The sequence below is a fragment of the Pseudomonas sp. SDO524_S393 genome, from assembly GCF_054071875.1.
Genome location: NZ_JBSVVZ010000052.1, coordinates 1 through 21,615, shown reverse-complemented (window position 1 = coordinate 21,615; position 21,615 = coordinate 1). Strand labels below are relative to the sequence as shown.

Annotated in this window: 16 protein-coding genes; 9 read left to right on the top strand and 7 right to left on the bottom strand. The window is 62.1% G+C overall.

Annotation, left to right across the window (positions count from 1 at the left end):
• Positions 1-103: 103 nt before the first annotated feature.
• Positions 104-1,768, bottom strand: coding sequence for a dermonecrotic toxin domain-containing protein (locus ACW9IB_RS20920; protein WP_457415340.1), 1,665 nt, complete (start codon positions 1,766-1,768; stop codon positions 104-106).
• 251 nt (positions 1,769-2,019) lie between these two features.
• Between ACW9IB_RS20920 and ACW9IB_RS20915 the strand changes: the two genes are divergently transcribed.
• Together ACW9IB_RS20915 and ACW9IB_RS20910 are read left to right on the top strand one after the other, a co-directional pair.
• Entirely contained in the window at positions 2,020-2,541 is a 522-nt protein-coding gene (locus ACW9IB_RS20915; protein WP_457415337.1) for a PadR family transcriptional regulator, read from the top strand.
• On the top strand, positions 2,538-3,305 hold the full coding sequence (locus ACW9IB_RS20910) for a siderophore-interacting protein (protein WP_457415335.1): 768 nt from the start codon (positions 2,538-2,540) through the stop codon (positions 3,303-3,305). The genes ACW9IB_RS20915 and ACW9IB_RS20910 overlap by 4 nt, the downstream gene beginning before the upstream one ends.
• Positions 3,306-3,445: 140 nt before the next feature.
• Here the strand turns inward: ACW9IB_RS20910 and ACW9IB_RS20905 are convergent, their stop codons facing one another.
• Together ACW9IB_RS20905 and ACW9IB_RS20900 are read right to left on the bottom strand one after the other, a co-directional pair.
• A complete protein-coding gene (locus ACW9IB_RS20905; RefSeq protein ID WP_457415332.1) occupies positions 3,446-4,072 on the bottom strand; it encodes a Pr6Pr family membrane protein in 627 nt (208 codons plus the stop codon).
• Between the two features lie 4 nt (positions 4,073-4,076).
• Complete coding sequence (locus ACW9IB_RS20900; protein ID WP_457365101.1) at positions 4,077-4,310, bottom strand: VF530 family protein; 234 nt, start codon at positions 4,308-4,310, stop codon at positions 4,077-4,079.
• A 214-nt stretch (positions 4,311-4,524) separates the two neighbouring features.
• Here ACW9IB_RS20900 and ACW9IB_RS20895 point away from each other — a divergent pair, with 214 nt between their 5' ends.
• Together ACW9IB_RS20895 and ACW9IB_RS20890 are read left to right on the top strand one after the other, a co-directional pair.
• Positions 4,525-6,543, top strand: a complete 2,019-nt coding sequence (locus ACW9IB_RS20895) for a TonB-dependent receptor (protein ID WP_457365102.1) — start codon at positions 4,525-4,527, stop codon at positions 6,541-6,543.
• Between the two features lie 554 nt (positions 6,544-7,097).
• Positions 7,098-9,512, top strand: a complete 2,415-nt coding sequence (locus tag ACW9IB_RS20890) for a glucose/quinate/shikimate family membrane-bound PQQ-dependent dehydrogenase (protein WP_457365103.1) — start codon at positions 7,098-7,100, stop codon at positions 9,510-9,512.
• Between the two features lie 68 nt (positions 9,513-9,580).
• On the opposite strand, the gene ACW9IB_RS20885 is transcribed toward ACW9IB_RS20890, so the two are convergent.
• Both ACW9IB_RS20885 and ACW9IB_RS20880 read right to left on the bottom strand, forming a co-directional pair.
• Entirely contained in the window at positions 9,581-10,801 is a 1,221-nt protein-coding gene (locus tag ACW9IB_RS20885) for a hypothetical protein (RefSeq protein WP_457415329.1), read from the bottom strand.
• Positions 10,802-11,347: 546 nt separating this feature from the next.
• Positions 11,348-13,684 carry a putative bifunctional diguanylate cyclase/phosphodiesterase gene (locus tag ACW9IB_RS20880; RefSeq protein ID WP_457415327.1) on the bottom strand — a complete coding sequence of 779 codons (2,337 nt, stop codon included), beginning with the start codon at positions 13,682-13,684 and terminating at the stop codon, positions 11,348-11,350.
• 375 nt (positions 13,685-14,059) lie between these two features.
• Here ACW9IB_RS20880 and lon point away from each other — a divergent pair, with 375 nt between their 5' ends.
• The 5 genes from lon (at position 14,060) to cmoB (ending at position 19,461) form a co-directional block, all read left to right on the top strand.
• Entirely contained in the window at positions 14,060-16,480 is a 2,421-nt protein-coding gene (gene lon / locus ACW9IB_RS20875) for an endopeptidase La (protein WP_457415325.1), read from the top strand.
• Positions 16,481-16,680: 200 nt separating this feature from the next.
• Positions 16,681-17,070, top strand: a complete 390-nt coding sequence (locus tag ACW9IB_RS20870; RefSeq protein WP_457365107.1) for a protease inhibitor I42 family protein — start codon at positions 16,681-16,683, stop codon at positions 17,068-17,070.
• A gap of 1 nt (position 17,071) precedes the next feature.
• On the top strand, positions 17,072-17,728 hold the full coding sequence (locus tag ACW9IB_RS20865; RefSeq protein WP_457415322.1) for a lysoplasmalogenase: 657 nt from the start codon (positions 17,072-17,074) through the stop codon (positions 17,726-17,728).
• 36 nt (positions 17,729-17,764) lie between these two features.
• Complete coding sequence (gene cmoA, locus ACW9IB_RS20860; RefSeq protein ID WP_457365109.1) at positions 17,765-18,508, top strand: carboxy-S-adenosyl-L-methionine synthase CmoA; 744 nt, start codon at positions 17,765-17,767, stop codon at positions 18,506-18,508.
• Positions 18,505-19,461, top strand: a complete 957-nt coding sequence (gene cmoB / locus ACW9IB_RS20855) for a tRNA 5-methoxyuridine(34)/uridine 5-oxyacetic acid(34) synthase CmoB (protein ID WP_457415321.1) — start codon at positions 18,505-18,507, stop codon at positions 19,459-19,461. The genes cmoA and cmoB overlap by 4 nt, the downstream gene beginning before the upstream one ends.
• 72 nt (positions 19,462-19,533) lie before the next feature.
• Here cmoB and tadA read toward each other — a convergent pair whose 3' ends face one another.
• Positions 19,534-20,034, bottom strand: a complete 501-nt coding sequence (gene tadA, locus ACW9IB_RS20850) for a tRNA adenosine(34) deaminase TadA (protein ID WP_457415319.1) — start codon at positions 20,032-20,034, stop codon at positions 19,534-19,536.
• Positions 20,034-21,416: a multicopper oxidase family protein gene (locus tag ACW9IB_RS20845; RefSeq protein WP_457365112.1), complete on the bottom strand. Its 1,383-nt coding sequence runs from the start codon at positions 21,414-21,416 to the stop codon at positions 20,034-20,036. The genes tadA and ACW9IB_RS20845 overlap by 1 nt, the downstream gene beginning before the upstream one ends.
• Positions 21,417-21,615 lie beyond the last annotated feature (199 nt).

Genomic DNA, 21,615 nt, shown 5'->3' with positions numbered 1-21,615 from the left:
CGCAGATAAGGCAGGAGCATGCCCAGCAACAGCCAGCCACCCTGCTTCAAGGTGGCCCAACGCTGCTCGGCATTGCTCACCGATTGCCGGTCGGCCAGCGTGATCAACGCGTTGGCGGTAGCGATGAACACCTGATGTTCCGGCGGCTCGGTCGCGAGCTGCTTGCTGAGCCGCGCCGGCGCCGGCGCTTCATAGCGGGTGAACTCATCACCCTGCAGAAAACGCCGGATGTGCGGGCTCTGGAAGCCGCCATTGGCATAGACCGCCTGGCGTGCCGGCGCGAGCCAGGCGAGCACCTGTCGTGCAGCTCACCCGGCGTCTTGATGGCGTCGAACAAAGCGTCGAGGGAGGGAAACTCTTGCAGCGTCGGGCTGAACAACGGGCGGTACAGCAGATGGGGGCCGGCATCGCTGTCCACAGGCCCGAGGACAAACATCGCCGCCACGGTATCGGCCTTGGCCGCTGGCGCTGCCTGGAATGCCAGGGGCCACAGCGTCATCGCCTGAACCCGTTGAACACCGACCTCGGTCAGTCCGTTGAGCCCTTTTATTTTCATTTCCAGCGCCAGCATCGGCAGCTGGATGCGCAGTTGCTCGCTGAACAACCGCCCGCGCCGCGCGGCCTCGGCGGGATCGTCCAGCAACTTGCTTTTCAACAGCGCCGGGTAAGCCTGACCTACATCCGCGTTGGTGACGCAGGTCTTGAGCTGCGCGTAGGTGACACCGGCAGGTGCCAGTTGTCCATTGACCAAGATGGCCTTGGGCTCGAACGGAAGCCCGCTGAGGTTCTCCAGCGCCAGGTCGATCAGGTTGACGGTGATCGGCTCGACCTGCCCCGCGATAAAACCACCCGGCACCGGGACAGCGGCGGCGATAACCCGTTCGAAATGCAACTGGACCTCACTGGGTTTGAACGGGTAATCCTTCAGGCAGGCCGTTAAACGCGCCTCGGCAAACTCGCGGATCGAGCCGATGCCGTCGAGGAAATGCCCAGTGTTCGTCGCCTGTCGGGCAAGGGCCTGAAGCAGGCGTGCATAGGCAAGGCTGTCCTCGACGCCAGCATGGGCCAGCCACACGGGCAACTCGGCCTGCAAGGTCGCCTGCACGGGCGATAGCGGGCTGGAAAACCAGCGCCGGGGGTCGAGGATGTAATCCAGCATCGCCTGGTAGTCCGAGGCCGTACGAGGCACCCGACAATCGATCTCGGCAATGGCACGCAATTGATCGGCCAGAAAGCTGGCGGACAGGGCGTCGAACGGATCGCCAGGCACGGGTGCCGCCAACCATTGGCTGGGCTGATCGGCGGGCAACAGCGCCCGCAGCTCACGGGACACATGGCCCCAGCGGCTGACGTTATCCACGCCCACTTCGCGCCAGTAGGCTTGCAAGTGCTCAGCGAAGTCCTTCAGCAAGCGGGCACCGCACTGGTTGATCAGCGCTTCCAGCTCCGCCAGGCTCAGTGCGACGGGCAGATACACCTCCCGCGCCCATTGCGCAGCGCTGTGGTAGCCGTCCACCAATTGCACCGGCGCCGCCGTCGTCAGCCGTTTCAGCAGCCAGTCAGCCAGATGTTGACGCGATGCTTCATCCGGTGTGCGGATGCTGATCAACCTGGCCGCCAATCGGCGCTCGGCAAAGTGCCGGTCCAGGTACGCCTGGGCGCTGATCTGAGCCACACCACGCAGGGTGGGCAACCCACGAAACAGGGCTTCGAGGCGCTGGGTGTGCAAGGGCTGCAATGAAGCCCGGGAGGACTCGTCAATCGTCATGGGGATGCTCTTTCGAAAACCCCAACGCTACCCTGCGCGGCTCACCCTGCTGCGTTAAACAATTAGACGTGCGGATCCCACACGCGGTAGTCGAGGCTGCCGATATCTCGCCCCTGCCCGGGATGACAAATGTCCTTTATTTATTCCCGTTGCCGGGAAAGTCCAAGCTGCTGACCGTTCGTCAGAGGTGCTTGCCGGCGAACAAAGATATATCTTAAGTTATATCTAAATATGACCTGGAGCCTATGACCATGAGAGACCATTCTCACGCCCGCGACGGTTTCGACCCGCGCGCCGGTCGCGGACGCGGCCCCCGAGTGTTCGCACCCGGCGACCTGAAGCTGCTGCTGCCGGCACTGATCGCCGAACAGCCCTGCCATGGCTACGACCTGATTCGCCGGATCGAAGGCCTGTTCGACGGCGCCTACACCCCCAGCCCCGGCGTGATCTACCCCACGCTGACCTTTCTGGAAGAAAGCGACTTGATCGTCGGCGATGCCGACGGCGGAAAAAAACGCTACACAATCACCGACGCCGGTCGTCTCTTCTTGAGTGAGCAAGCGGTTGCCCTGGATGGCGTGCGCATGCGCATCGATGTGAGTAAGCGTTCATTGCGCGGCCAGGATCGTCCGCCGGAAATTCACGAGGCGGTGCACAACCTGCGCCATGCCTTGCACTCACACCACGGGCGCTGGAGCCCGGAAGAAATCGTTCGTGTCGCGGCGCTGCTCAATCGCACCGCTCAATCCATCGCAGACGGGAAAGACTCATGAATACGCAAGTCATCCACCGCGTGACCCACGAAATCAAACGGCGCCGCCTCGACGTGCTGCGCGTTGTCGACATCACCCCGCGCATGCGTCGCATCACCCTGGGCGGGCCTGAACTGGCGGGCTTTGTCAGCCTGGGCAGCGACGATCACATCAAGCTGCTGTTCCCGCAGAACGCCGAGGAACAGGCGGCCCTGGAAAGCCCGACCTTCACCATCAAGGGCGACGGCCCGCAACCTGCCATGCGCGACTACACGCCTCGGCGCTTCGACCTGAGCATCGGCGAGCTGGACATCGACTTCGTGCTGCACGGCGATGGCCCCGCCTCCACCTGGGCCGAACAGGTGCAGGTCGGCCAGCACCTGTACATCGGCGGGCCACGGGGCTCGATGATCGTGCCGGATATCTTCGACAGCTACCTGCTGATCGGCGATGAAACCGCCCTGCCGGCCATCGCGCGACGCCTGGAGGAACTGCCGGCAGGCCGCACGGTGCTAACGGTGATCGAGATCGCCAACGCTGCAGAACGGCAGGTGCTGAACAGCGCTGCCGATGTCGAGGTGATCTGGGTAATCCGCGGCCAGGATGATTTGCTGGAGACCGTGCAGAAGCTGACCCTGCCGAGCGGCTCGCTGTACAGCTTCGTGGCAACCGAGACCAGGCTGTCGCGCCAGGTGCGGCGTGTACTGCTCGACACCCACAAGGTCAATGAGGACTATCTCAAGGCCGTGGGTTACTGGCGCGCCGAAGGCAGTGAAGAAGAGTGATATCGCCGACACGCTAGAACCCCAATGTGGGAGCTGTCGAGCCCCGGCGAGGCTGCGAAAGCGGTGGGTCAGGTGGCACCTGTGTCGGCCATGCCACCGCCTTCGCTGCGATGCGGCGACCCGACAAGCCAGCTCCCACATCAGCTCGAAGGTGTTTTCAACAACCTGTCCAACCCCACCACCGCCACTGCAATCACCACAAACCCCGCCAGAATCCCCCCGGCATTCACGAATACTTGTGGATAACCCAGGCTGTCGACATCGATGAACGGGTACTGATACTGCCCGAGCAAATGCCCGCGCAGCAGCACATAGGCGAAGTACACCAGCGGGTAGATCACCCACGCGCCGATATGCCTCAGGCGCAAGCTGCCTTTGGGCACACACTGCCACCAGTAGATGCAAAACAGCACCGGCATCACATCGTGCAGCAACTCATCGGCGATAAATTGAAAACCCTCTGGCTGCCACAAATGCCGCAACAGCAGGTTGTAAGCCAGGCCCACCACCACGATGCTCACAGCGATGCCACCGCTGATCGCAGGCGCCAGGAAGAACCGTCGCGCGGCTGAGTCTCTATTCATCAAGGCATAGCTGAGCACCACGGCCACCAGGGTGTTGGTGAGCACGGTGAAGAAACTGAAAAAGTTGATCAGCCCGCCCAGCAGGCTCGCGCCGCTGGACCAGCGCGAATAGAAGATCAGGTATTGCTGGATCGCCAGCCCCACCCAACCGGCCAGCGCCGCCGCTGCCACAAACCGCTTCATGGGCTCAGTCCCTGGGGCGTTTGGTGCGCATCAGCTTCACGTACAACCCTTCGACTTTTTCCCGGGCCCAAGGCGTCTTGCGCAGAAACGTGAGGCTCGACTTGATGCTCGGGTCACTCTTGAAGCAACGGATATCAATGCGCGCGGCCAGCCCTTCCCATTCGTAGTGTTCCACCAGGGTGGTGAGGACGTGCTGCAGGGTCACGCCGTGGAGAGGGTCGTTGCTTGTCGCGGTCATGCCGGGCCTTTTTGCAAAAAAGAGGAAACACAGCCGCGCACCTTAGCCGACGGGGCGTACCGGTGGAAGCATCCCATTGAATATAGCCCTTGAAGAAAAGTTCCCCTTCTCAGCCAAAAAAGAGATGTTATATTGTAACCATAGTTATCAAAATCAACCCGCTCGATACCGTTTTAAGCCTTCTCTTTTCTGCCGCTTTGCCAAGGAATGTCCGATGTCCCTCTCTTCTCTGTGGCGCTTGACCCCGCTCGCCGCCGCCCTGCTGATCTGTTCCGAAGCCCAGGCCCTGGAACTGCAACCCCAAGTCATCACCGCCAACCCGCTGGGCAGTGAACAACTGGCTTCGCCCACCACGGTGCTGGAGGGCGACGACCTGACACTGCAACAAAAAGGCAGCCTGGGTGAGACCCTGAACAAGCAGCCTGGCGTGTCGTCTTCGTACTTCGGCCCGGGCGCCAGCCGCCCGATCATTCGTGGCCAGGATGGCGACCGCATTCGCCTGTTGCGCAACGGCGTGGGCGCGCTGGATGCGTCGTCGCTGTCCTATGACCATGCCGTGCCGCTGGACCCGGTCAACGTCGACCGCATTGAAATCGTACGCGGCCCGGCGGCCTTGCTATACGGCGGCAGCGCCATCGGCGGCGTGGTCAACACCTTCGACAACCGCATCCCCACCGAAGCCATCGAAGGCATCCACGGTGCCGGTGAACTGCGCTACGGTGGCGCCGACACCACCCGCAGCAGCGCGGGCAAACTGGAAGCCGGCAACGGCACCTTCGCCTTGCACCTGGACGCCAATGCACGGGAGTTCAACGACCTGAAAATCCCTGGCCAGGCCCGCAGCCGCCACGCCCCGGCCACCGAAGACGCCCCCGGCAAAAACGGCCGCCTGGGCAACAGCGATGGGCGCCAGGATGGCGGCGCGGTGGGCGGTTCCTACACCTGGGACGACGGTTACGCCGGCTTGTCCTACAGCAATTACGACAGCAACTACGGATCACCCGCCGAGCAGGACGTGCGCATCCGCATGAAGCAGGATCACTACGCCTTCGCGTCCGAGATCCGCAACCTGCAAGGCCCGTTCACCTCGGTGAAACTCGACGCCGGCTACACCGACTACGAGCACCGCGAAATCGAAGGCGGCGAAACCGGCACCATCTTCAAAAACAAAGGCTATGAGGCCCGCGTCGAAGCCCGTCACCAACCCCTCGGCCCATTCAATGGTGTGGTGGGCGCGCAAGTGACGCGCAACGAGTTTTCGGCCCTCGGCGAAGAAGCCTTCGTGCCGAAGACCGATACCAACGCCGGCGCGTTGTTCATCCTCGAAGAAATGCAGGCCACCGAGCGCCTGAAGCTCAGCCTCGGCGGACGCCTGGAACACACCAACGTCGACCCGGACGCCAAGGGCAATGCACGCTTTGCCGGTGCCGACAAGAGCAATGACTTCACCGCGGGCAGCCTGTCTTCAGGCGCGGTCTACACCCTGACACCGATCTGGTCCCTGGCCGCGACCCTGGGCTACACCGAACGCGCGCCGACCTTCTACGAGCTGTATGCCAATGGCGCCCACGTCGCCACCGGCACCTATGAGCTGGGCAACGCCAACCTGAAGAAAGAAAAAGCCGTGTCCAGCGACCTGGCACTGCGCTTTGACAACGGCACGCACAAGGGCAGTTTTGGCGTGTTCTACAGCCACTTCTCCAACTACATCGGGCTGCTGGGCACGGGCCGTACATTGAACGATGAAGGCGAAGAAGATGCCGCCGGGATTCCCGAGTACGAATATTCCGGCGTACGCGCCCGTTTCGCCGGCTTCGAAGCCCAGGATCACTGGAAGCTTGGCGAAGGTGCCTACGGCAAGTTCGCGCTGGAACTGTCGGGCGACTACACCCGCGCCACCAACCTTGACACCGGTGAAGCCTTGCCGCGTATTGCCCCCCTGCGTCTGAACAGTGGCCTGCTGTGGGAACTGGACCGCTGGCAAGCCCGCATCGACGTGGAACACGCCGCCGGCCAAGGACGTGTGCCAAGAAACGAAAGCGGCACCGATGGCTACACCACCCTGGGCGCGAGCGCGGGTTATCGCTTCAATGTCGGTGGCAGCCAATGGCTGGCGTTCGTCAATGGCGAAAACCTGACCAACCAGACCGTGCGCTATGCCAGCTCGATCCTGCGCGACATTGCGCCGGCGCCGGGGCGGAGTGTGGAGTTTGGGGTGCGTACTACTTTCTAACGCCTCGATTCCTGTAGGAGCCGGGCTTGCCCGCGATGCAGACACCTCGGCACTTCAGTGACACCGAGGTGATGCAATCGCGGGCAAGCCAGCTCCCACACAATCCGCGGCGGCTTTGTTGGGGCTGCTGCGCAGCCCGGCGCGGGCGGTGCGACGATTCGACAAGCCCGCTCACTACAACAGGCCTGTTCACCCGAAAGGGCCTTCCCTACACCTGCCCCGCTCTTTGGCAGTGACATTCGGTCACTGTTACCAAATCCGAAATGATGCATCTTGCGATTTGCGCTTTCTCTGGGCGCCCTGGCGCTTTATCCTTGCCGGCAACAAACTGAAACGTTTCATCTTGCGGTCGCCCCTATTTTGCCGATAAATCCGCCCCACAAAGACAGCGCTGTCTTTGCCTTGAACGTGCGTGCAAATCCATCACCCACCTGTGGATAACCCAAGTTATCCACACAAAAACCAAATACTGCTGAACCAAGCCCGTGCCAAATCGTCATCTACAGTGAAGACACACGGGGAAACACAATTCCAACGTCATGGAGAAACACACTATGAGCACTGATGGTGCTTCGAGCCCCAGCCGCCTGCTGCCCAGGTTGCTTGGCGTCTTGCTGCTGATCATGGGCCTGGCCTTGCTGGCCGGGGGTATCAAGCTGACGATGCTCGGCGGGTCGCTGTATTACCTGCTGGCCGGTATCGGCATCGCCCTCACCGGCATCCTGTTGCTGGCCACCCGCCGCGCGGCGCTGGGCCTGTACGCACTGGTGCTGTTCGCCAGTACGGTGTGGGCGCTGTGGGAAGTCGGCCTGGACTGGTGGCAGCTGGTGCCACGCCTGGCGCTGCTGTTCGCCCTCGGCATCGTCATGCTGCTCCCGTGGTTTCGCCGTCCGTTGCTGCGTGGCCAGGCCGCGCCAGTGGGCACTGCCGCGTTGAGCGTGGCCGTGGTACTGGCGGGCGCTACCGCCGTGGCCAGCCAATTCACCAACCCCGGTGAGCTGGTCAAGGGCCAACTGGACCGCGACGCCGTGCCGGGCATGGCCAGCGCCGCGCCGACCCAGGCCGATGGCGACTGGAACTCCTATGGCCGCTCGGCCTTTGGTGATCGCTACTCGCCGCTGAAACAAATCACCGCCGACAACGCCCACACGCTGGTGCCGGCGTGGACCTACCGTACCGGCGACATCCCCGGCCCGAACGACCCGGGCGAGACCACGGCGGAAAACACACCGCTGAAGGTCAACGGCATGCTCTACGTGTGCACACCCCACAGCCAGGTCATCGCCCTTGACCCGGACACCGGCAAGGAAATCTGGCGCTTCGATCCGAAGATCAGCAGCCAGGGCGCCGAAAACTTCAAAGGCTGGGCGCACATGACCTGCCGTGGCGTGTCGTATCACGATGACGCCGCCTACGCTTCCGAGCAGAGCCCCACCGGCAGCGCCAGCCCGGCTGCGGCGCCGAACGCCTGCCCGAAACGCATCTTCGTGCCCACCGCCGACACCCGTCTGATCGCCCTCAACGCCGACACCGGCAAGATGTGCGAAGACTTCGGTGACAAAGGCCAGGTCGACCTGCGCGCCAACATCGGCAGCTTCGCCCCGGGCGGTTACTACTCCACCTCGCCGCCGGCCGTGACCAAAAACCTGGTGGTGATCGGCGGTCACGTCACCGACAACGTGTCCACCGACGAGCCCAGCGGCGTGATCCGCGCGTTCGACGTGCACACCGGCAAACTGGTGTGGAACTGGGACAGCGGCAACCCCGACGACACCACCCCGCTGGCCGAAGGCAAGACCTATACCCGCAACTCGCCGAACATGTGGTCCATGTTCGCCGTGGATGAAAAACTCGGCATGCTCTACCTGCCGATGGGTAACCAGATGCCCGACCAGTACGGCGGTGACCGCACCCCGGACTCCGAAAAATACAGCGCCGGCCTGACCGCCCTGGACATCGACACCGGCCATGTGAAGTGGACCTTCCAGTTCACCCACCATGACCTGTGGGACATGGACGTGGGCGGCCAGCCTTCGCTGATCGACATCAAGACCGCCGACGGCGTGAAACAAGCGGTGATGGCGTCGACCAAGCAAGGCAGCATCTACGTGCTGGACCGCAGCAATGGCCAGCCGGTGGTACCGATCAACGAGATCCCGGTACCGCAAGGCGCCGTGGCCGGTGATCACACCTCGCCAACCCAACCCAAGTCCGACCTGAACTTCATGCCGCCGCCCCTCAAGGAACGTGACATGTGGGGCGTGACGCCGTTCGACCAACTGATCTGCCGGATCGACTTCAAGTCGATGCGCTATGACGGCCCGTTCACCCCGCCGTCGTTGCAGGGCTCGATCGTGTACCCGGGCAACTTCGGTGTGTTCGACTGGGGCGGTATTTCCGTCGACCCGGTTCGCCAGATCGCGTTCGTTAACCCGAGCTACATGGCGTTCAAATCCAAGCTGATCCCGGCGGCCGATATCGCCAAGCAAGGCCCGCGCGTCAGCGAAACCGAAGGCGTGCAGCCGAACAAAGGCGCGCCGTACGGCGTGATCCTCGAAGCCCTGCTCTCGCCGATGGGCCTGCCGTGCCAGGCACCGGCGTGGGGTTATGTGGCAGCGGTCGACCTGACCACTCACAAAACCCTGTGGATGCACAAGAACGGCACCGTGCGTGACAGCTCGCCGGTGCCGATCCCGCTGACCATGGGCGTTCCAAGCCTGGGCGGTACGTTCACCACTGCGGGTGGCGTGGCGTTCCTCAGCGGCACCCTGGACCAGTACCTGCGTGCCTATGACGTGAAAAACGGCAAGCAACTGTGGGAAGGCCGCCTGCCGGCGGGCGCGCAAACCACGCCGATGACCTACACCGGCAAGGACGGCAAGCAATACGTGCTGGTCGTGGCCGGCGGTCACGGTTCCCTGGGTACCAAACAGGGTGACTACGTAATGGCGTTCAAGCTGCCGGATTAAGCGTTACCGGTGGCAACGAAAAGGCGGCCGCCCAGTGATGGGTAGCCGCCTTTTTTCATGGGCCTGCGCTAGAAGTAGTAACCGATATTCACATTGGTTCTGAAGTACCAGTCGTTGCTGCCCGATGAGCCGGTCGAGGTCCAGCCGGTACCATTTTCAACGCCGCCGTAAGGGTTGGCATTCTTGCCCCAGGTCAGGTCCACCCAGGTCACGATCGGCCCCGCCAGAAACTTCACGCCCAGGGTGTCCATCTGCGAGCTGTTCCAATGGCTCTCGTCTTTGTGCAGCACGCTGTAGTCGTTGTAGAACTTGACGCTTTTGACCTTGCCCAGTTGGGGCGTATCCAGCGTGTAGCCGATGTTGAACACGCCCACGTTACCCTTGGCCGCCACCAGATACGCCGGGCTGACGCCGTTGCTGCCCATCAGCACACTGGCATCGCTGACCCCGTCGGGGTTCCGCAGGTTGTACTGATAGCGGATCCCCATCAGTTGCGTGCTCCACGGTCCTTTATTCAACGTGGCATGTGCGGCGGTCGCCCAATAGCTGCCGTTGCGGTCGGTGGTGCCGTTGTACACCTGGGAACCGGTGAGCGACAGGCCCACCTCATTATTCCAGCCATCACTGCCCCAGGGACGCGCCAGGCGCAGGCTGAGTTGGTTGCGTTTCTCATTGTCCTGACCGTGCAGGCTGGCCAGGGCATTGTCCTTGAGGTCACTGTAGGTACCGACTTCCGGGGTGTAGCGCCGGTCGGCGGGGATCATGCGCGGGAAGAACGCGGCCTGCAGGTTCCAATCCCCCAGCGGGTGACTGTATTTGAGCCCTGGGGCGGCGCTATCGGCGTAGCCCAGAAAATACGGGATATGAAAGGTCCAGCCATTTTCCGGATAGGGGTAGATACCGAAGGGTTTGTAGACAATGCCCAGTTGCAGGTCATCGCCGCTCTGAAATTTATAGCCGACCAGGGCATGCTCGATCGAACGCCGGTTACGGTCCTGGAAGGTGTAGCCGCCGTCGAGGTAAAACCGGTCCCACTGGCCCTTGACCTCGAAGCGAGCGATATCGAACAGCAAACGGGCCGGGTCATTGCTGCTGGTTTTCCAGTCTTCGTACCGATGGTTCAGGCGTACCGAACCGCCAAAGTCCAGCGACCTGGCGCCATCGTCACTGCGCCAGCTCAGGTGACCGAAGGGTTTGGGCGACGTGCTGTCGTCGGCCAGCAAGGGGGTACACAGCAGAGAGGCGCAGCACAACAACATCAGGCGCAAAGGCCGGTTGAATCGGGACATGGCGGTTTTCTCCAAGCAATAGAGTGCCGTGAGGTCCAGCTGCGAGGCGCAGACCTTGTATAGGGATGGGTTAGGGGTAAATCGCTGACCTTGTCAGCGCTGGCGTTCAGCCAGCCGGGGGACTGGCCGGCCTGAAGCCCTGCTTGATAGCGTGATCCTGGACCTGACTCGACTTGCACGTGCGCAATGGCATAGCTGACCCCCACTCAACCGCTTAAGGTGATGCACCGCCTGTGAGCGTCCTGCCTTCTTCCGGTGCAATTAATATGGCGTACACACTATTATTGTGATTTTTTAACGCCATATCGGCGCGTGCAAATCGTGAGCCATGGAAGATTGAATTTTATAAATTTATAATTAACACATACAAATCAATCAATTATAAAAACACCTTTAGGCAACGAGCCAACGAGCAATGACACCCTCGGTAACACATATTAGTGCATACACTTAAAATTACTCCCCCATCCACGGATCGCCCCCCATAAAAAACGCCCGATGGAGCACATCGAGCGTCTTGAATCGCATCCCTCTACCGTCGCCGCTCTAGATCGGCACCCGCTCGCGCCGCATCCACCGTTCGAACGCCTGGGCGTTCAGTGGCCGACTGATGAGGTAGCCCTGGGCGGTGTCGCACTTCCACTGCTTGAGCAGCTTCAGGCTGGGCTCGAACTCCACGCCCTCGGCCACCACCTTGAGGCCCAGGTTGTGGCTCATTTCGATGGTCGAGCGCACGATCACGCCGTCACCGCTGGTGCTGTCGAGGTTGCGCACGAAGGACTGGTCGATCTTCAGTTCCTGCACCGGCAAACGCTGCAATTGCGCCAGGGAGGAGTAACCGGTGCCGAAGTCATCCACCGAGAGGCTGATCCCGCAGCCGCGCAGTTGCTCCAGCACGCTCAGGGCCTGTTTAGGGTTGTGCATGATCGCGCTTTCGGTGATCTCGAAAATCAGCTGCTGGGCCATTACATCGTGCTGCATCAATAAGGTGGTGACGCGGATGGCCAGGTCGTCATCGGCCAGGTCGTCCACCGAGATATTCACCGACAGCTGGATATGCAAACCCCGCTGCGCCCATTCGGCGATCTGGCGGATGGCCTCTTCGATCACCCAGAGGGTCAGGCTGCTCATGCTGCCGGTGCGTTCGGCCAAGGGGATGAATTCGGCGGGTGACACCAGGCCCAAGGTCGCGTGCTGCCAGCGCAGCAACGCTTCGGCCTGGCGCACATGGCCGTGGGTGAGGTCGAGTTTGGGCTGGTAGCACAGGTACAACTCGCCCTCGACCGCCGCCCGACGCAGGTCGCGGATCAAGGTGATCTGGCGTTGATGGGCGAGGTCGCGGTCCTGCTGATAGATCTGCAAGTGCCCGGGCAGGCTGGCCGCATCGTGCCGGGCAATCGCAGCACGGCTGATCAGTTCTTCCACCTGCTGCCCATCGGCCGGGTAGGCGGCGATACCGATGCTCACCTCATGACGCAATTCGTCATCGCCGATGCGCTGGGGCTCGGTCAGCAGCGCATACAAGCGGTCGGCGCGGGCCACGGCGCGGTCGATCTCGGTGTTTTCCAGCAGTAACAGAAACTCGCTGCCGGCGATCCGCGCAGCGGTGTCACTGGCCAACAGGCTCATGGACAGACACCGGCTGGCCTCGCGCAGCATCTCCTCCACGCCCTGGGGACCGAAGCCTTCGTTGATCACCCGATAGTTTTCGATGCCCAGGTACAACAACACGACCGGCCGCCCCGCGCTGATCGCACTGCCCAGGCGTTCCATGGCGAGGGCGCGATTGGGCAGGCCGGTGAGCGGGTCGTGCAGGGCATTGTGGGCCAGTTGTCGCTCGCGAACGGCGATGCCGCTTTGCATGGCATTGAACGCACGGGCCAGCAGGCCGAACTCATCGTGGCTGCGCACCCGTACCGGCGCGCGGTAATCACCGGCGCCGATGCGCTCGGCGGCTTCCACCAGCGCATTGAGCGGACGCGATACCCGTCGCGCCAGGAACAACGCAGCGCCCAGCGACACCACCAGCACCGCCATGGCAATCGCAAGAAACTGCCGGTCCAGCGGCGCAAAGGATTCCAGGGCATGGTCCAGCGGGCTTTGCAGCAGCACGCGGACCTCATCACCGTCACCGGTATTGGCCAACGGCAACACCTGGCTGAGCACGCGCTGCCCGTAAAACAGGTTGATCTGCGCCTCGGGGTTGGGGTGAGCGTCACGCAGTGTGCTGATGATCGCGGCCTGATAAGCGTCGGGCTGGGTACTGAACAACTCGCCGACCTGGCCGTTCTGCACACTGAGGAAGGACACTTCCAGGTTGCTCATGGATCGCAGCTCATCGGCGAACAGCTTGTCCATGGGGAACCCCATGATCACGCGAGCAATGGGCAACGGGTCGAGCACTTCGTCCTGCACCAGCAGATAGGGGCGCCCGTCCATGGCCACAATCAGCATTTGCAGGCCGCTGCGCCGGGCGTGACGCAGCGCGTCTTCATAGGGGAACGATTGACCGCGCGTCAGCAACGGCAACGTACTGACCATTACCTTGCCATCGAGGCCCAGTACAAACACTTCACTGGCGCGGATGCCGGTACCGTGACGGCGCAGGGCGGCAAGGATCGGCACGGTCTTGCCTTCGGCGACCGCTTGCTTGAACGGGCCGTCGACGGTGAGCCAGTCAAGACCGTATTGCAGGCGACGTCCGCGCAGGTCCAACAAGCGCTCGAACACCTGGCTGCCGGTTTTGAGCTGGACTTGCGCCTGGTTTTCCACGGCACGGGTGGTGGCGGTCTTGACGGCAAAATAGGTCGCGGCGACGACCACCAGCAGCAATAGCGCCAGCACCCCGGCAATGCGGGTTTGGAACGTATGGCGCCACCTCATTGCAGTGCCCTCTGGCAGCCTTCGCCGGTTCCTGCCACTACGTCCCTTTGTCATAGGCCTCCCTGGCAACTGCTGACTTGGCGTCAAAAAAACGTCCACTGAGATTGAGTATCTGCTCAAACCAGATTAGCTGGGACCTTGGATTCGTGCACCCAATAAAATCAGGGATTCCGCTGTCATTTTATTGGCGACACTCGCTTGACCGGTGGCGTGTGGAGCCCGCATCGCTGCCTCACCGGCCTTGAAGGACGAATCAATTCGCGGCGTAGGAAGAAGCTTCTGATTTCATGCAAATTGTTGCCAAGCGTCCATAGCCATTGAAACCACCGCAGCACCGCCCCATCTAACCTCCATACTTCCTGATGCAGGTGCCCCATGAGCGACCAGCAAGCCTTCCCCGATTACGACCTGAACGACTACGCCGACCCCGAAAACGCTGAAGCTCCATCGTCCAACACCGGCCTGGCGCTGCCCGGGCAAAACCTGCCGGACAAGGTCTACATCATCCCGATCCACAACCGGCCTTTCTTCCCGGCGCAAGTGCTGCCGGTGATCGTCAACGAGGAACCCTGGGCCGAAACCCTGGAGCTGGTGAGCAAGTCCGACCACCATTCCCTTGCCCTGTTCTTCATGGACACGCCACCGGAAGACCCGCGCCATTTCGACACTTCCAGCCTGCCGCTGTACGGCACCCTGGTGAAGGTGCACCACGCCAGCCGCGAGAACGGCAAATTGCAGTTCGTGGCCCAGGGCCTGACCCGCGTGCGCATCCGTACCTGGCTCAAGCACCATCGGCCGCCGTACCTGGTGGAAGTCGAGTACCCACATCAACCGAGCGAACCGACCGACGAGGTCAAGGCCTACGGCATGGCGCTGATCAATGCGATCAAGGAATTGCTGCCGCTCAACCCGCTGTACAGCGAGGAGCTGAAGAACTACCTCAACCGCTTCAGCCCCAACGATCCATCACCGCTCACTGACTTCGCCGCCGCACTCACCTCGGCCACCGGTAATGAATTGCAGGAAGTACTCGACTGCGTGCCCATGCTCAAGCGCATGGAAAAAGTGCTGCCGATGCTGCGCAAGGAAGTGGAAGTCGCACGCCTGCAAAAGGAAATCTCCGCCGAAGTGAACCGCAAGATCGGTGAGCACCAGCGCGAGTTCTTCCTCAAGGAACAACTCAAGGTCATCCAGCAGGAGCTGGGTCTGACGAAGGATGACCGCAGCGCGGATGTCGAACAGTTCGAGCAGCGCCTGGAGGGCAAAGTGTTGCCAGCCCAGGCGCAGAAACGCATCGATGAAGAACTGAACAAGCTGTCGATCCTGGAAACCGGCTCACCCGAGTACGCGGTGACCCGCAACTACCTGGACTGGGCGACCTCGGTGCCATGGGGCGTGTACGGTGAAGACAAGCTCGACCTGAAACATGCGCGCAAGGTGCTGGATAAACACCATGCGGGCCTGGACGACATCAAGAGCCGCATTCTCGAGTTCCTTGCGGTAGGCGCCTATAAAGGCGAAATCGCCGGCTCCATCGTATTGCTGGTGGGCCCGCCGGGTGTGGGCAAGACGAGCGTGGGCAAGTCCATCGCCGAATCCCTGGGTCGGCCGTTCTACCGTTTCAGCGTCGGAGGCATGCGCGACGAGGCCGAGATCAAGGGCCATCGGCGCACCTACATCGGTGCCTTGCCCGGCAAGCTGGTGCAGGCGCTCAAGGATGTGGAGGTGATGAACCCGGTCATCATGCTCGACGAGATCGACAAGATGGGCCAGAGCTACCAGGGCGATCCGGCCTCGGCCCTGCTCGAAACCCTCGACCCGGAACAGAACGTCGAATTCCTCGACCATTACCTGGACCTGCGCCTGGACCTGTCCAAAGTGCTGTTCGTGTGCACCGCCAACACCCTGGACTCCATTCCCGGCCCATTGCTGGACCGTATGGAAGTGATTCGTCTGTCGGGCTATATCACCGAAGAAAAGGTCGCCATCGCCAAGCGCCACCTGTGGCCAAAACAGCTGGAAAAAGCCGGCGTGGCGAAAAACAGCCTGACCATCAGCGACAGCGCCCTGCGCGCATTGATCGATGGTTATGCGCGTGAAGCCGGGGTGCGCCAGCTGGAGAAACAGCTGGGCAAGCTGGTGCGCAAGGCGGTGGTCAGGTTGCTGGACGAACCGGACGCGGTGATCAAGATCGGCCCCAAGGACCTGGAAAGCTCCCTGGGCATGCCGGTATTCCGCAACGAGCAGGTGCTGTCCGGCACCGGCGTGATCACTGGGCTGGCCTGGACCAGCATGGGTGGCGCCACCTTGCCGATCGAAGCAACGCGCATCCATACGCTCAACCGTGGCTTCAAGCTCACCGGGCAATTGGGTGAAGTGATGAAGGAGTCCGCCGAGATCGCCTACAGCTACATCACCTCGCACCTGAAGTCGTTCGGTGGCGACCCGAAATTCTTCGACGAAGCCTTCGTGCACTTGCACGTACCGGAGGGCGCCACGCCCAAGGATGGCCCGAGCGCCGGCGTGACCATGGCCAGTGCGCTGCTGTCACTGGCGCGCAACCAGCCGCCGAAAAAAGGCGTGGCCATGACCGGCGAGCTGACCTTGACCGGGCATGTGCTGCCGATCGGCGGTGTGCGCGAGAAGGTGATTGCGGCACGGCGTCAGAAGATTCACGAGCTGATCCTGCCGGAACCCAATCGCGGCAGCTTCGAGGAATTGCCGGAGTACCTGAAGGAAGGCATGACCGTGCACTTTGCCAAGCGCTTTGCGGATGTGGCGAAGGTGTTGTTCTGATCGTGATGTAATGCCTGGCCTGGCCTCATCGCGGGCAAGCCCGGCTCCCACAGGGATCGGTGTTGTTGATGACAAATCGGTCAAATGTGGGAGCGGGCTTGCCCGCGATTGCGTTCGTCGCCACAACACAACCCCCTCTTGTCACACCTTGTCTCATCTTCGGTTATGCTCGGTCTTCGTCGTCATACAACGGAGCCTCCATGACCGCTGCCCGCCTGCTTCTCCCCTTGAGCCTTGCCCTGCTGGCCGCGTGCGCCAGTGCACCGAAGCACAACGTCACGGTGGACAATCAGAGCGCCTGCCCGCTCCAGCTGAAAAGCGGCCAAAACCTGATCCTCACCCTGCCGAGCAATCCCACCACCGGCTATCGCTGGGCCATCCAGGATTCCGCCGGAGGCGTACTGCGCGCACTGAGCCCTGAGGTCTACAGCAGCGCGGAATCCGGCGTGATCGGTGGCGGCGGCCAGTCGACCTGGCGCTTCCAGGCGTTTACCACAGGCCAGGGCCGTTTGCGCCTGACCTCTCAGCAACCCTGGGAACCGGAAGCCGAACCCGTCGACACCTTCGACTGCGCCATCACGGTGAACTGAGATGCCTTGGCTGATTCTTGCGTTGATGGGTGCCGGCACCTTCATCTACGGCCTGACCACCCACGCTACGTTACTGTGCCTGCTGGTCAAACCGCTGCCGGTGTTGGCCCTGCTGGGCTGGCTGCATGATGCGCCCCCTACCGACTATCGACGCTGGATCAGCCTGGGGCTGATTTTTTCCCTGGTCGGCGATGTGCTGCTGGCCTGGCCGGGCGACCTGTTCATCTTCGGCCTCGGCGCCTTCCTGTTCGCGCACCTGGCGTACCTCAAGGCCTATTTCAGCGACTGTCGCCGCCTGGCGCTGTTGCCGCTGGTGTTGGCGCTGGGCGTGGGTGCGATCCTGTTGAGCATTCTGATTGCCCATGGCTTGGGCGACCTGCTGATTCCCGTGGTGGTTTATGCGCTGGTGATCAGCGCGATGCTCTGGCGTGCCCTGGCCCGGCTGGGCACTGAGGTGCCGAAACGCTCCGCGTTGCTGGCGGCGGCAGGCGCGGCATCGTTTGTGTTTTCCGACACGCTGATTGGTATCAATCGCTTCGTCGTGGCGTTCGAGGCGGCGCCGTATTTGCTGATCATCACGTATTGGCTGGGCCAGTGGGGGATCACTGCATCGGCTTTCCATCAGACAACCCGCGCGCACGAAGGCCAACTTGGCTAAAATGCCGGCCTTTCCTTTATCGTCGCCGGAACCACCGTGAGCAAAGAACCCGATCGTCTATTCGCCCAGCCCCTGTCGCAGGTGCCGGACTTCGCCTTCAACGAAGACGTGGTGCGGGTGTTCCCGGACATGATCAAGCGCTCGGTGCCAGGTTACCCGACCATCGTCGAGAACCTCGGTGTGCTCGCGGCGCAATTTGCCCAACCCAACAGCGTGCTGTACGACCTGGGCGCATCCCTGGGCGCCGTCACCCAGGCATTGCGTCGTCATGTGCGCACCGACGGTTGCCGGGTGATTGCGGTGGATAACTCCGCGGCGATGGTCGAGCGCTGCCGCGAATACCTCAACGGTCAGGACTCGATGTTCCAGGAGTTGTTGCCGGTGGAGGTGATCGAAGGCGATATTCTCGCGTTGCAGTTCCAGCCGGCCTCGGTGGTGGCGCTGAACTTTACCCTGCAATTCATCGCCCCGGATGAGCGCCTGGCGTTGCTTTCGCGTATTCGCCAATCGTTGTTGCCGGGCGGTGCACTGATCCTCTCGGAGAAGCTGCGCTTCAACGATGCCGAGGAACACGCACTGCTCACCGATCTGCATATCGCGTTCAAACGCGCCAACGGCTACAGCGAACTGGAAATCGCCCAGAAGCGCAGTGCCATCGAAAACGTCATGAAGCCCGACAGCCTCGAAGAACACCGCGAACGCCTGCTGGCCGCCGGGTTCTCCAAAGTGGTGCCGTGGTTCCAGTGTCTTAACTTTGCCTCGTTGATTGCCTTGCCATGATTGATCTGTCCCCCCTCGCCCGCCACTTGGTCGGCACGCCCCTGGCCGTGTGGGCCCAGGGCCTGCAAGCGCAACTCGATAGCAAGATGGAAAAAGGCCATGGCGACCTGGAGCGTTGGCGCAGTGCGCTGGATGCACTGCCCGAAGTGATGCCCAGCGAAGTCGACCTGCTCAACGGCCTGACCCTGGACACCGACTGCGACGACGCCACCCGCGCGCAGATGCGCACCGCACTGATGGGCTTGAGCCCGTGGCGCAAAGGGCCGTTCCACCTGTTCGGCGTGCACGTGGACACCGAATGGCGTTCGGACTGGAAGTGGTCGCGGGTGGCCCCGCACTTGAACCTGAAGGGCAAGCGCATCCTCGATGTGGGCTGCGGCAACGGTTACTACATGTGGCGCATGCTCGGCGCCGGCGCCGACAGCGTGATTGGCGTCGACCCGAATTGGCTATTCTTCTGCCAGTTCCAGGCGGTGCAACGTTACCTGTCGGAACCCAGGGCCTGGCACCTGCCGTTTCCATTCGAAGATTTGCCAGCCAACCTGGAGGGCTTCGACACCGTGTTCTCCATGGGCGTGTTCTACCACCGTCGCTCGCCCATCGAGCACTTGCTGGCGCTGAAGGACACCCTGGTCAAAGGCGGCGAGCTGGTGCTGGAAACCCTGGTGGTGGAAGGCGATCAGCAGCAGGTGCTGGTGCCGGAAGACCGCTATGCGCAGATGCGTAACGTGTGGTTCCTGCCGTCGGTGCCGGCACTGATGCTATGGCTGCGCCGCGCCGGCTTCAGCGATGTGCGCTGCGTGGATGTGAGCGTCACGACCGTCGAGGAACAGCGTGGCACGGAGTGGATGAAGTATCAGTCGCTGAGCGACTTCCTGGACCCGGAAGATCACAGCAAGACGATCGAAGGGCTGCCGGCGCCGATGCGGGCGGTGATCATCGCCAAGAAATAACCCCACTCCATCTGAATAAATGGAGATCAACTGTGGGAGCTGGCTTGCCTGCTCCCACAGGGGCATGAGGTGTCAGGTGGTTTGTGGTTTTACGCGGCGGGCCTTGAAGAACTCGCTCAGCACGGTCCCGCACTCCTCGGCCAACACGCCACCTTCAAACAGCACCCGATGGTTGAGAAAACCCTGGGTAAAGAACTGCCCCTGGCTCTGCACGATCCCCGCCTTCGGTTCCAGCGCGCCATACACCACCCGTGCGATACGCGAATGCACGATCAAGCCCGCGCACATGCTGCAGGGCTCCAACGTCACATACAGGGTGCTGCCCACCAGACGGTAGTTGCTGATCGCCTGCGCGGCGGCGCGGATGGCGACCATTTCGGCATGGGCGCTGGGGTCGTTGCCGCTGATGGGGCAGTTGAAGCCGCGACCGATGATTTCACCGTCCTGCACCAGCACCGCGCCCACCGGCACTTCGCCGAGCGCGGCGCCTTGGGCGGCAAGGGCCAGGGCTTCGCGCATGAAGTCCTGGTCGCGGCTGCGGTCGATGATGGCCGCGGGGCGAATCTGGCGCATCAGGCTACCTCGATGGCGGCCATCAGGCCGGTTTCCATGTGGTCGATCACATGGCAGTGGAACATCCACACCCCGGGGTTATCCGCCACCAACGCCACGCGGGCACGTTCGTTCTTGCCCAGCAGATAGGTGTCGGTGAAGTACGGAATCACCTTGTGGCGGTTCGAGGCGATCACCTTGAAGCTCATGCCGTGCAGGTGGATCGGGTGTTGGTACTGGGTCATGTTCTTCAATTCGAAAATGTAGCTCTTGCCCTTCTCCAGCCTGGCAATCGGGCGATCCGCACAGGTCTTGTCGGTGATGTCCCAGGCCTTGCCGTTGATCTGCCAAAGGCTCGGCGGCTTGCCGTTGTCGACATTCACCGACACCGAACCGACCCATTCGAAATTGAAGTTGAGTTTTTCGGCGTTAGCCAGGTCCGGCTCGGCAATCGGGTTGGCCGGCAGTGCCGGCGGCCATTCGGTGGGCGCATCACTATTGGCCACCGAGCGGAAGGTGCCCAGGCGCACGGGGCCGTTGCGGATGGACAGTTCCTCGCCCGCCGGCGGCGCTTTGATTGCCAGACAAATGCGCATGCCCGGGCCCAGCCAGTATTCCTCGCCCAACGGGCGCGGCTCCACCGGGTTGCCGTCCAGCGCGTAGATCTGCGCTTCAGCATCCGGGATGTTGAGGCGATAGGTCAGCGTGTTGTCGAGGTTGAGCAGACGCACACGGGTAATCTGCCCGGCAGGCAGATCGATCACGGCCTGGGACACGCCATTGATGGTCGACAGCCGGCCCGCCGTGCCGCCACGCGCCGCTTCGCGGGGAATACTGAAGGCGACGAAGGCACCCTCCTCGTCCACGTGCCAGCTTTTCAGGCTCAGGGTGCGTTCGTGCTTGAAGCCAGTGGGCTCGCGCTCCTCGATGATCAGCGGGCCGACCAGACCACGGCCAAGCTCTTCGCTGCTGTTCACATGGGGGTGGTACCAGTAACTGCCGGCATCGGGCACGCGGAATTTGTAGTCGAAGTATTCGCCAGGCAGCACCGGCAACTGGGACACGTAGGGCACGCCGTCCATTTCCAGCGGCAGGCGGATGCCGTGCCAATGAATGGTGGTGGCCACCGGCAGGTGGTTGATAAAACGTACCCGCAGCCATTCACCCTGGCGCACCCGCAACTCGGTGCCCGGCGCCGAAGGGCCGAACGCCCAGGCCTCGGTTTTGTGTCCTGGCACCAGTTCCACGTCCAGGGGCGCGGCGATCAGTTCGTAATCGTGCCCTGCCTCGGCCTCGGCGACTTTCCCCAGCCAGTAGCGGTAGGCGCCACCAGCACCAACGCCTACGACGGCCAAGCCTGCAAGACCACCCAGGATTTGTCGACGGGAAAAGGATCGGGACACAACAACCTCACGTATCAGCCGCAGGCCCGGGGCCTGCAAAGGGCAGATACGATACACCTGCATCGGCTAAACAGTAAGGGTTCGCATTGCCACAGGTTGAATTCAAAAGGGTTACGCTGGCTGACCACAGCTCTGGACACACCAAAGATCGACTGTGGGAGCGGGCTTGCCCGCGAATGCGGTGGGTCAGTCATAGATG